Origin of the sequence: Paenibacillus sp. MZ03-122A, from assembly GCF_024213325.1 — a bacterium.
Taxonomy (GTDB): Bacteria; Bacillota; Bacilli; order Paenibacillales; family Paenibacillaceae; genus Paenibacillus; species Paenibacillus polymyxa_B.
Genome location: NZ_JANAVI010000011.1, coordinates 68,487 through 81,949 on the forward strand (window position 1 = coordinate 68,487; position 13,463 = coordinate 81,949).

Below are 13,463 nucleotides of genomic sequence, written 5' to 3' on the forward strand. Positions count from 1 at the left end.
TATTGCCTCCCAGCACGTAGAAACTTCTCATTTACGTATACATATATTGAGGATTTCACTGGCAGCCTCATCAACAGACAGGGTATCGTTCATCATTTCATCCAAGAGTCTGCCGCACAATATATCATCAAAGTCTACATCGCTCTCACCTTGCGAAAATAATGTATAGGCTTTTACTTGATCCTTGCTTTCAGAAGTCCAGTAATGCTCTTTAGCAAAAGGGTAGGTAGGCAGGCTGATACGGTGAGGCATCTTCCCTGTGTAAAGTTTTTTCCAATCCAAATTTATCCCTTTGGCCCACAGCTCCAAAAGCTTGGTATATTTCTTTTTGGAAATCCAAAGATCGATCATTTGTTGCAAGTCTTCGTCCCCCGAAAAAATAGACAACGATTCTCTGTTGCGTTTAGCCTGTCCCCTATATAGGTTGAGCATGTTATGACGTCCATCCACAAAACTCTTTAATTTTTCCTCAAGCTCTGCGGTAGATTCCACAAGTACGGCTAAACGCTCCTCCATCGCCTCGCGTCCCACCTGAAGCGTGTAAGCAATATCCGATAGGCTTGCGGAGGATAGCTGACCCTGAAGAGCATTCAGTAGCTGCCGTCCCTTTTCCTTAAGCTGCTCCTCGCTCTTGGCTGACAATACGATCATAGCAGGTCCCTGAGAGTCAGATTCTGTTCCAGACTGTTCCTGATACTCGGGAATATACTCTTCAATCACGATATGGGCGTTTGCCCCGCCTGCACCAAAAGACGATATTCCAGCCCGTCTTGGATATTCTTTTGTGATTCCATCGCTTGTAATTACCGGTCTCTTCCATTCCTCCAGGCTTTGCTGAACGATAAATGGAGTATTGTTGAAATTAATTTCAGGGTTCAACTTCCTGGAATGTAAGGATGGTACTAGCTGGCTGTGCTTAAGCTGCAACAATATTTTAGTCACTCCTGCAATGCCTGCTGCACTCTCACAATGGCCTATATTCGATTTGACCGCCCCTATGGCGCAGAACTGCTTATCCTTTGTGAATTTTTCGAAAGCCCTTGTCAATCCTGCAATTTCAATAGGATCTCCCAGAGCTGTACCGGTTCCGTGGGCTTCAATATAACTAACTGTCCTTGCATCGACATCCGCACGCTGGAGCGCTTCTTCAATCAACCAGGATTGAGCTTGAGGGCTAGGTACTGTATAACCGCTGGTTTTACCTGAAGCATTAAGCATGCTCCCTTTGATAACTCCATAAATATGGTCGCCATCTGCAATGGCCTTCTCCAGCGGCTTCAATACAATCGCGCCGACACCCTCTCCGTCGACAAATCCATCTGCCTGGTCTCCGAATGACTTACATTCACCCGTTTTAGAAAGCATCGTCATAGCCGACAGCTTGATATAGTGGATAGGATCTACAATTAAGTTGACTCCCCCGGCAATGGCACACTCGCTTGTACCGCTATACAGACTTTCCAAAGCCAAATGGATCGCCGTCAATGAGGAAGAGCAAGCGGTATCTAAGGACATACTCGGACCTTGGAAATCCAAATGATAGGAAACCCGGTTCGAGATGGAATTATATTGAGGTCCCAAACCGTAATTTCCGTTCATAACGCCTGCAAATACACCGACTCTTCTACTCTCACAAAGATTGGCAGGGGTATACCCAGCATCCTCTATGCTTGCATATGCCGCTTCCAGGAACAGTCTTTCCTGCGGGTCCATTGTTTCGGCTTCTGCGGGAGAAATTTTGAAAAATAGCGGATCGAATAAATCAATGCCTTCGATAAAACCACCCGATTTCGTATAGATTGTGCCCCTTTTCCCTTTTTCTTGGTCAAAGTAGGTCTTCCAATCCCAACGGTCTTTCGGAATTTCAGTTATGCAATTTTTACCTTCTCTTAGATTGTTCCAATATTCCTCTATATTACGAGCTCCCGGATAGCGTCCTGACATCCCAACAATCGCAACATCCCTGATATTGAAGGATCGTGTCGTTGGCTTTTCCATTGTGCTGTCAGAAGGCTTAAGGAAACGCCCTCCCCGGTCAAACCTCATTGGGACAGTAGCGAGTAATTGCGAAGCAGGGCCCTCTTCAACTCTGGAAGTCTCTTCGGTCAACTCCTGTTCCTTCATTCCTACCAGCTTCTTCAACGAGTCCTTTTGCGTTTGAAGAAGGTATGCTACTAGATCATCTATGGTGTTGTACTCAAAAAACAGCGTGCTGGCAAAATCCTCGATGACTTCACGCAAAACATTTGTGATTTGCACTACCAATATCGAGTCAATTCCATACTCTTCCAAGGCAACCGTTGAGTCGATACTTCCCGGTTCCATTTTTAGCGTCTCACCAAGCAAATGTTTAAAGTACGCCGTACTTTTTTCACGCAGCACATGTTCTACCTCTATTTTGGGTTGAGTTCGTTGTTTCACTGATACCGTTTCTACGGTTCTTTTCTCTATCATTATTGATCTTCGTTTGTGCTGTCGCTTTTGCCGAACCAAGCCATCGCTTTGGGCTACAACAATCTGCTGGCCCCAATCATGCGCCTCTTGCGCCGGGAAGAACACTGCATGGAAACCTTCTTTGTCCAATACGGTTTCCCATATTTGAGGGTGAAGCCCTGGGCATCCAGGAATACGCCATTCCGGATCCTCATACGCCCACCAACCATCTAGCAATCCGAAGGTAAGGTGGGTAAACACGCTACTACCTGTGATTTCATTGAGCAGGAGCAAGCCGTTGCTTTTCAAAACCGCTTTTGCATTACGTAATGCCTGACGGATATCTTTTGCGGTATGAAGTACATTAGCGGCAATGACAATATCATATTTCCCCGTCTCAATACCTTGCCCGGCAATAGGTTCTTCAACGTTAAAAATCTGATAGCTGAGATACGGATTATGCGGCCCATACTCTTTTTCAGCGTGCATCAAAAAGGCTTTGGAAATATCGGTATAGCAATATTCCTGAATGTGTTTGCGATATGGGCGTAATTTCAGGAATAGCGTAGCACTGGTCCCTCCGGTGCCCGCGCCGATTTCCAGAATTCTGATTTCTGCAGCGGCGTCGGCCATAATCCTCTCCTGGATATAAGCGGCAGTAGTATCGGCAAGTACCTCATTAAAGTAGTCCACAACCAGATTGTTCTTATAAACTCCTTCCACTAGTTCCATTGAGGAATTGGGGAAGATGATTTCGGTCGCAGGCGATTTTCCGGTAAGCACTACCGGTAAAGCTCGTAGCGTTGTCTCAACCAAATTGACCCTTGCTCTCATCTGCGGATATTGCAGCCAAGTACGCTTGCGCTCTTCCCATTCCTGCCAGACATCATCTCGATCCGTCAAGCTGGAATCTCTACCTGATAGGTCGTTATCCATCTGTGCCAAAATCTCCATGCTCTCTTTTAGCCATTTGCCATATAGCTCAGGAAGTCCGAGTTTAATTTTGAACTCGTCGACAGACTGACGATCTGTCCCTGATAACCCCATGGACAAGAGCTGCTCCCGCAACAACCTGTGTAGGAGATGTTCCATCTCCCTTTCCTGGAGATCGCTCATATCGTCTGCGGCATAATTTTCGATAAAATGGCTTCTTGATTGTACTGCTGTAGCAATATTTTCCTGTAAATCCCTGAGGTTCGGAGCCGAATTAGGCGGGTAGAGATCAATCTCTTCTGTCGGATTAGTCCCTTCCATCTCCAGATGTCTTGTTGTTTTCATAAGCCCCATTTGGTCGATCGGTGAGGCAAGAAGCGTCTCAAGCGCCTCCATCCCCTCCTGCGGGTCAATGAGCCCAACACCTATTTGCGCCAGTCTGGAGTAGTTTTCTACCTCCTGCCGTCCATTTTCGGAGGCATTGTTTTCGCCGCTCCCCCAATATCCCCAGTTCATGACCTTCACCGGACAACGCCATTCCTGCGAAAGACGATGCGCAAACGCGTCTTTAAAGGTACTTCCGGCAGCATAGCTACTTTGTCCCGGATTCTTTACATAGGTAATCATGGAAGAGAAGAACAATACGAAATCCAACGGCTCATTTTGGAAGACCTGAGCCATGCGTACACTGACATCAATCTTTGCTGAAAGCCCTGACCGGAGCTCTTCCTCCGTCAAATCTTCCAAGCCCTTCTCCAAAAATGAAATGGCTGAGTGGACCACACCGTTTATGTTGGAGTACCGCTGTTTTATTTCCTCATATGCCCGCTGCAGCTCCCTTTCGTCTGCTACATCCGCCGTGATATAGCATGGAACAGGTCCCAGGCCTTCAAATCCGTCCAGTTTGGCCTGGATAGAGGCATCCTTTTGCCTTCTGCCTAGCCACACCATCTGAGCCTGGTAGGTACAGGCCATATACTTGCTCCAAGCCTCTCCGATAGTGCCGGCGCCCCCGATGACCACATAGACGCCTCTGGCTTTGTATAGCGTCTGTCCTTTTAAACCTGAAGTCTGTTTGAATGGAATCAATTGCTGCCGATACCACTGCCCATTTCTGAAAACCCACATCCGTCCTTGCCGGTCTGAAGGCAGCGTAAATATATCGGATAGCGGCCAGTCATCATCGAATTGCAGGTCAAGGATACGGATTTTCCAGTTCGGATATTCTTTGGCCATGGTGCCTACCAGCCCATGAAGACTTGCGTGAGTCGGGTTGACTGTATCGTTCTGATCCATCGGCTGAGCTTGATTGGTTATCGTTGTCCAGCCTAGCTTTTTCGTCCCGTATCCCAATAAAAGCATCGCTTTGACCATTCTAAAGAAGAGAAGGACTCCCTGCTCCTGTTCCTTGATCATGGATTCAGCAGTCACCGATTCGACGGAAGCACAGGGTGCAATCCACAGAATATGGTCAACGGCTCCATATTCTTCTACCTTTGAGGCTACTGTTTCAATGGAATCGTGCGCTTGAAGCTCCAAGAAATGCGCCCTAGGATAATACTCCCGGATGGCCTGTCTGTCTTTGTCAGCACCACCTGCAATGACCAATCGGTCTGTCGGTGAGGGGGAAACGACATCTTTTTTTATAGCAGCCGGGTCCCATTTCGGGATGAGCATTACAGATCCCACAAGCGGGTCGGCGGCACTTTCTCCTGCCGCTGCGCCTTGTGCATTTTCAATGCCGATTTCTCCGTCCAGCGCCCGGGTAGATAATCCTGTTATTCTGACGCAAATAGTTCCTTCCTCGTCACACAAGTCAATATTAAGCTTCTGTACCTTGTCCTCTTTCTTGCTGCCCTCGCTGTATTGAATCAACGACCACATGGTCGGGGTGCATGCCCCATAAATCTCAATCTCTTGGAGGGCAAACGGCATATGAGGCGTAGATGCTACAGCGCTACCCGGTAGCCCTCCGTTCTCTTGGCCCATGATTAACCCGATGGATGCATGCAAGGCCGAATCCAGCAAGCTGGGGTGAAGGACCAAGCTGTCCGCCATATTAGAAATGAAGGAAGGCAATGCCAGCTCGGCTAGCACCCTGCCCGAATGTGTATATACTTTCTCCACACATCTGTATGCCGGGCCATAATCCATACCCATTTCCTCGAAGATTTCGTAACATTGCGATCCGTTAAACCTGTGTTGACCAAAATCTTCCTGTAACGCCTTAAGATTTAGTCTCGGTTTTTGCTCTACGCAAACCTGCACCGCATCACCTTGGCTATGCACGGTATGCCCTCTTTCGCTTCCTACTTGCCCGCTATACACTTCAAAGCTTATTTTTCCGGTGTCTTCCAGGAATAGCCTGGTGTGTACAGGAACTGGCTGGTTGTCCACCACAATGGGCCGAATCCAGTTTACATTTTTCAAACGGATTCCTGTTGTGCTGTTGTCCATATCTCCTGTGGAACGTTCTACAGCCGCCCGTACCATCTCAAGATAGGCTACGCCAGGCAGAACCTTTTGGCCTTTAACAACATGATCCTTGAGGAAAAATTCCTCGCCTGTAAACGTTGAACTGAACCGCTGCTCCAGAAAGTCTGAAGTGTTTTGATGCAGTAAAGGTGTTAAAAAGAAAGATTGGGACGAAGCGGCTTCTGTTATTGCGGCGCTCTTTTCCTCAAGTACGGGTATCCAATAGCTTTCCCTGGCAAAAGGATAGGTTGGCAGACTCATCCTACGAGGCTTCACATCCCCATAAAGCTTGTTCCAATCCAAAATCAGTCCCGTAACCCAAAGTTCAGCGAGCTTTCCATACTTCCCTTTGTCCACCCATGCATCAATCATTTTAGCCATATCTTCATCGACTTCCTGAGTGACAAGCCCTCCTCTATTACGCTTTACCTGTCCTCTATACAGCTCTTCTACGCCTTCCTTTTTTTGCAGGAAGCCTTCCAATTTCCAATCAAGCTCTGGGATGGATTTTGCAATGATCGCCAGACGTTCGTCCATTGCTTCCCGCCCGATTTGCAGCGTATAGGCGATATCTGAGAGACTTGTATACGGGTCATTCAGTTCCCTGATTGCAGACAGCAATCTTTGCACCTGCTCGTCCAGCCTTTCCTTATTTTTGGCTGACAACACGACCATGACAGGATTCAGGGACGCAGGAGCAGCTTGCTGCTGACTAGCTTCTTCTGGAATATATTCTTCGATGACCACATGAGCGTTAGAGCCCCCAGCACCAAAGGCCGACACTCCTGCTGCCCTTGGGTATTCTCTGGTTTCACCGTTGATGGCAACTACAGGTCTTTTCCACTCTTCTAACCCCTGCTGAACTTTAAAGGGACTATCGCTGAAGTCGATATTGGGATTTAAGGTACTTGCATGTAGCGAAGGCACGATTTGTTTATATTTCAACTGCAAAAGCACCTTTGTCACCGCGGCGATACCAGCAGCGCTCTCACAATGCCCGATATTAGACTTCGCCGACCCGATTGAACAGAACTGCTTATCCCCGGTATATTTACGGAAAGCCTTTTGTAAGCCTGCAATTTCAATCGGATCTCCCAGTGGAGTTCCTGTTCCATGGGCTTCTATATAGCTGATGGTTCTGGGGTTGATTCCTGCCTCCTTAATTGCCTGACCAATCACACTGGCCTGTGCGTTGGGGTTAGGTACGGTATAGCCGTTGGTTTTCCCCCCGTGGTTCACTGCAGTTCCTTTGATAACTCCATATATCCGGTCTCCGTCTGCTATAGCTTTGGCTAATGGCTTGAGCAGCAAAGCTCCGACTCCTTCTCCTGGTACATATCCGTCTCCCTGTCCGAAGCTTTCACATCTCCCATTGCTTGATGCAAAACTTCCCTGTCCCAACAATAGGTATTTGTTAGGATGGATGGAGACGTTGACCCCTCCTGCTACTGCCAGTTCGCATTCTCCATGCTGTAGTCCATGACAGGCCATATGAATTGATGTCAGTGACGAGGAGCACATAGTATCTACAGCGATACTTGGCCCTTGAAAATTACAAAAATACGATACCCGGTTGGCAACCGCCGAGGCATTCCCGAAAAGTCCAATCATCCTCCCCTTGGCTTGTTCCTGGGCTCCATAGAGTTGATACTCATGGTACATCACTCCAACGTAAACCCCGACATTGCCTTCTATGCCGCCAAGCTCCCGCTCTGCACAAAGGCTTTCTCTCGTATAACCTGCATCCTCTATCGTTTCATAAACGCATTCCAGGAATAAGCGCTCCTGCGGGTCCATCGTTTCCGCTTCCCTTGGCGAAATATTGAAAAACAACGGGTCAAACCAGTCCACCCCATCGATGAACCCTCCCCACTTGCTGTAGGTTTTCCCAGGCTTGCCTCTGTTTTCATTAAAGTACAGACTGTGATCCCAGCGCCCCTTGGGAATCTCTGTAATGCAATCCTTTCCATCCCTTAGGTTTTCCCAGAACTCTCGGATACCTAGTGCTCCCGGATATCTTCCAGACACGCCGATAATTGCAATGTCTAGTGCCTTCTTCTCCTGATGTGGCTGTATACCTGTCGGGAGAAGCCATGGGCGCCTACGATTAGTCGATATCGAAGTCAAAGGCTCTATGGTTGCTTTTATAGGTGCTTTCGGGCCTGCATCAGGAGCCGTATTCTTCTCTGTCGCTTCTACAGCATCAATCAGCCGACCGCGATACGTTTCAAGGAAATAACCCGTCAATGACCGGAGATTTTGGTATTCAAAAAATAATGTTTTCGGTAGTGAGCCGAAAGTCTTTTCCAATTCATTGGTAAGCTGCATAACCAGTATGGAGTCAATCCCATACCTGTCCATTGGTGCATTTACATCTATACTTTCAGCGGGCAGCTTGATCACGGTTGAAAGTACCGTTTTCAAATAACCCTCCGCTTTTTCCCTTAGCCATTCTTCTCCGATAAGCGGTGCTCCCTCGCTTTCCATTACAGATCGGCCTGAGACATCAGTTTCCGAGAGCTGGCCTAAAATTGCCGCTTTAATCCTTTGGGGATATCCTTCGATCACCATAACCTGACTTCTGCCGGAAGACAGACTTTGATACAAAGCTTTGATTCCACTCTCCGTTTGCATGGCAATCATGCCTAGGCCCTGCATCGCCCTTTCCGTTTCCAGGTCGACATGCATGCCTCCATCCTTCCACAGAGGCCAGTTTATCGACAGCGTTTGCCCCTGGCGCTGCTTTGCTGTCACCAAAGCATTTCGATAGGAGGCATAAGCATCCATAAAGCCATTAGCAGCGGAGTAGTCAACCTGTCCTACATTGCCAAGGCTTCCTGCGCCCGAAGAAAATAAGATAAAGAAATCCAGGGGCAGGTCTCTGCTGGCCTGGTCCAGATTCATCACCCCTGAGACCTTCGGAGTCAGCACTTCTCTAACCTCTTCTTTAGTCTTCTTGATGATGAAGTTGTCCCGAATCACTCCGGCTGTGTGCAAAATACCGTTAAGGCCGCCAAATTGCTCGACGATGCCATGAATTAGCCCGGTAACCGATTCGTTGTGGCCCACATCCGCCTGTTGGTACTCTATATGACCACCCAGCGCTCTCAGTTCGTTTAACTGAGCCTTTTGGTCCGCAGAAAGTGATGACCGACCCACCAATATGATGATGGAGTTTTTCACATTGCGCACAATGTCTCTGGCAAAAATAAGCCCCAGACCGCCTAAGCCACCAGTAATGAGATAGATCCCACCATCTCTCCACGGCAGGTCTGCATCTTCACGTAAGGCTTCAATTTCTTGCCATATTAAAGCCTGTCGTTTGTCCCCTTGGTACCATATCCGTTCGTTATACCGGCCACTCCGGTTCCCTTGTAGTTTCTCAATGATTCCTTCGACATCATCCTCCACATCAAGCTCAAGCAACTGACCCATGACATTCGGATTTTCTTTTTGAGCGGTTTTCAGCATTGCAAAGAGCCCGGAATAAACCTGTTGGTCCTTCCGAGCGTGGGTTGCAAGCTGTATCAAAACTTTCTGTTTGGGTATGTCCAGCAGGATGCTTTGCAATTCTTCAAATATCTGAATGGTATAATCTTGAAACCGACCGTCCATATCCGCGCTGGAAGACTGTAAAACAAGGCAGCGAGTACCATCCATGCGGGCTTCAATATCCTCCCTGGCGATACCATCCACTTCACACAGGATCACAACATACCGGATATCTTCGTTTGCGTTCACCCCTGCGGTGACAGGCATCTCCTGCCAGACAGGTTCAAGCATCAGTGTACCCATATCCTCAGTGATGCTGGCTTGTCCCACATCTCCTTCCAACGCTCTGGATAAAAGTCCTTTGAACTGCACGCAAATCTTTCCGTTCTCATCGCACAGATCAATATCCACCTTACTTAATCCATTCGACGTCTCTTCACTCCCATCGTGAGAGATCCGGGCCCACATCTCTGGAGTGCATTTTTCGGATATCTTCAGTTCCTCCAAAGCAAAGGGTAACGCAGGCTTGCCTACAGGCAAATTTTCTTCCGAACCCATTACCAAGCCGATTGTGGCCTGCAAAGTTGAATCCATCAAAGACGGGTGCAGAACAAATTCAGTTTGAGTATGGAGTACAGAGGATGGTAAGGACAGCTTGGCCAGCACGTAATCCTTTCCTCGGAAGATTGCCTCAATGCCACGGTGTGCCGGTCCATAGTCTATCCCCATGGCTCTGAAAGCTTCATAGCATTGGCTTGAAGAAAGTGGTGTACGGGTACATTCTGCCCGTAAGACATTCAGGTCCAGATACTGTAGCTCGCCCGCCCTCTCCAACACAGCGACTCCCTGACTGTGTATAATGCCCTCAGCGTCGGCTCCTTCCATCCCGCTGCATATTTCAAACGCAATCTCTCCATTGTCCTGGGGATATAGACTGATGAGTACCCTCACCGGTCCGTCTGCTACAACCACAGGCCGGGCCCATACGATATTTTTTAGCCGAATATGTGTCTCGCCTTCTACTACAGCCCCCACTGCCTCTTCTACAGCTGCTCGCACCATTTCGAGATAAGCCACCCCGGGTAATGTTTGTTGAGCCTTGATTCTGTGGTCTGACAGGAAAAATTCCCGACCTGTAAAAGTAGAGCTATAACGTTGTCCGGAGAGATCGGAAATATTCTGATGCAATAAAGGATGAATTTGGGCAGTCATAGCTGGATTTATACTGCCTTGTCCAGTGCCCGTTTCGGATAACCAATAGCGTGCCCTTTCAAAAGGATAGGTCGGCAGACTGATTCGTCTGGGCTTGATATCTCCATAAAGTGCGTCCCATTCAATGCTTGCGCCATTGGCCCACAATTTGGCTACCTTATCAAGTCTTTTCTTCTCAGTCCAGGCCCGAACCAGGGTTCCGGTGTCTTCGTCCGAATCCAAGAGTTCGATTCTGTCCCCTGCATAGTTCACACGGCCGATCAGCACTTTTTCCGACGAGCTTCCGTTAATAAAAAGTTCAAGTTCATCTATCAGATTTTCTCTTGAATCCGTCAAAAACGCGAGACGCCAGTCCATAGCCTCTCTTCCCACTTGCAAGGTATAGGTCAGGTCCGTCAGATTAACGCTTTCGTGCAACTTAACAAAATTCATCATATCTGCTGCATAGGTTTTCAAGGATTGTTCACTTTTAGCGGACAGCACAAATAGTCCCGGGTTGTCTTTACCCACTGGGGGTAGATTCACCGCAGAGACTACAGGAACATATTCTTCAATAACCATATGAGCGTTAGTGCCGCTAAATCCGAAGGAACTTACGCCCGCACGCCGGGGTACTCCCGGTTCGGGCTCCCAGCTTTGCAGACCGGTGCTAATGTAGAACGGGCTATCCTCCAGAGAAATATGTTCATTTAAGGATTCGAAATGGATGGTAGGCGGCAATTGGCGGTGCTTCATGGCCAGCAGCACTTTCATCACACTGGCCACCCCGGCCGCAGTCATCATATGACCCATATTGCTTTTCAGTGACCCCAAGGCGCAATAACCCTTCTTGCTTGTATAGGATCGGAATGATTCCGTAAGTCCCTCCACCTCGATAGGATCACCCAGCTTTGTTCCTGTCCCGTGGGCCTCGACCATGGAGATGGTTTCGGGATGAATGTTAAACCGTCGATATACGTCTTTTTCCAGCGAGATTTGTGAATTTACACTTGGAGCAGTTATTCCGTTGGTTTTTCCATCCTGGTTCATTCCCCATCCGCGAATAACTCCATATATGGAGTCCTTGTCTCTGACTGCATCAGAGAGCCGTTTTAATAACATGACCCCAACTCCTTCTCCGGGGACAAACCCGTTTGCACGGGCATCAAAGGTAAAGCACCGTCCATCCTTGGACAGCATTCCTGCCTTGCTAGTCATAACATGCATTCCCGGACCAGCCATAATCATGACTCCGCCTGCCAAAGCAAGGTCACTTGTTTCTAAAAGGAGACTGTTGCAGGCTTCAGCAATGGCCACCAGAGAGGAAGAGCACGCGGTATCAATAGCCAAAGAAGGACCTTTCAAATTTAGCAGATACGAAATCCGAGCGGATAGAATTGAAGGAGACCCTCCCATGAGAACCTGCGCATTTAACCCCTGCCCACTCATGGACCTCCCATAATCACTGGCTGCACAACCTACAAAAACACCGCATCGACTCTCCGACAGTGAGGCTGGATTCAATCCGGCATCTTCAATGCATTTCCAGCTGCTTTCAAGAAACAGGCGCTGTTGAGGGTCCATCATCTCTGCTTCAGCAGGGGATATATTAAAGAACAACGGGTCAAATTTATCTACATCCTCTAAAACACCCATCCATTTGCTATAGGTTTTTCCCTGAGCCTTGGGATCGGTATCGTAATATTCATCGATTGACCATCGCGTTGAAGGAATTTCCGATATACAATCCCTTCCCTGAGCCAGATTGTCCCAAAATTCAGCCAAAGTCTTGGATTCGGGGAATTGCCCTGCCATACCAATAATCGCGATAGACTCCTTATGTTCCTGACCGCGCGGAATATCTGGCATAGCTTTTTTAGAATCAGCATGCTTGACCGTTTTGTGGGAATCATTGCTATTCGGCAGCTGTCCATAGGCAAATTGAATCCGTTCTTTAACCTCTTGCTGATTCACAAACGTTTTATCCTGCATTTTTATTTCTTTTTCAATAGTAGCCGCCAGCTTTTCTCTTATCGATTGAGCCATATGATTTTTCAGCTCAATTAATGACTCCCTGGGAGACTCGGACAGTTTTCTTGCCAGCTGCATGGCGTACGGCACTACTTCATTCCTCGATACAACTGGAAAAGGAACCCTTTTGGTTTCCAGTTCCGAACCGCTATATCTAGTACCTGTAAATAAAATTTCCTGTGCCATACTAACCCCGAATTTCTCAGGGAAAATCAGGGTTGAACCCGCTCCGGGGGTAAAGCCGTACTTCATAAAGTTAGTAGTATAGATGCTTTCCCGACTCATCACGATAAAATCGCAAAACATCCCCATGCACCAGCCAGCACCAATCCCATGCCCCTGCATAGCAGCGATGACGGGCAGCTTGCAATCCAAAGCAATCTTGTAAACATTGGTATCGCTATATTTCGCCTTTCCCTCATGGATAGCCAGCAATCCCTCTTGGGTGCCTCCTGTGGCAAAGTAGGTGTCATATCCCGTCAGAATCACAACTTTATAATTCTCGTTAGCTTGCACCGTCTTGAATGCCTCATTCAGGCCAATAATCAGTTCATCGGAAAATGTATTTTTGTGCACCGTGTCCTTCATTTTCAACATGACAATCCCGTGCTCAAATTCCTGCAATTCAACCACAGACTGTACCTTTATCTGGGGTGCGCTTATCTCCTGCCCATCCTCCGGCCTGTGGAAGCTGTCCAATGGTTGCAACGTGAAAGCCAGTCCTTCTGATAATTCCTGTGGACTGGCTTCCAATGATTCATCCGGGAGCTCGCCAATAAATTGAAGCAATTGTTTTTCAGCATCTTCATAATTTATTTCCCCTGCTTGCACCGCACGAAAAATATCTTTTGAATCCATAAACATGTCCTCCTAGCTGTATGAAATAGGACAAATATCGTGTTGGCTGT

The 13,463-nt window shown here is 47.8% G+C and carries 1 protein-coding gene; it reads right to left on the reverse strand.

Annotated elements, in window-relative coordinates:
• Positions 1-27: 27 nt before the first annotated feature.
• A complete protein-coding gene (locus tag NLX74_RS20415; RefSeq protein ID WP_254329804.1) occupies positions 28-13,413 on the reverse strand; it encodes an SDR family NAD(P)-dependent oxidoreductase in 13,386 nt (4,461 codons plus the stop codon).
• Positions 13,414-13,463 lie beyond the last annotated feature (50 nt).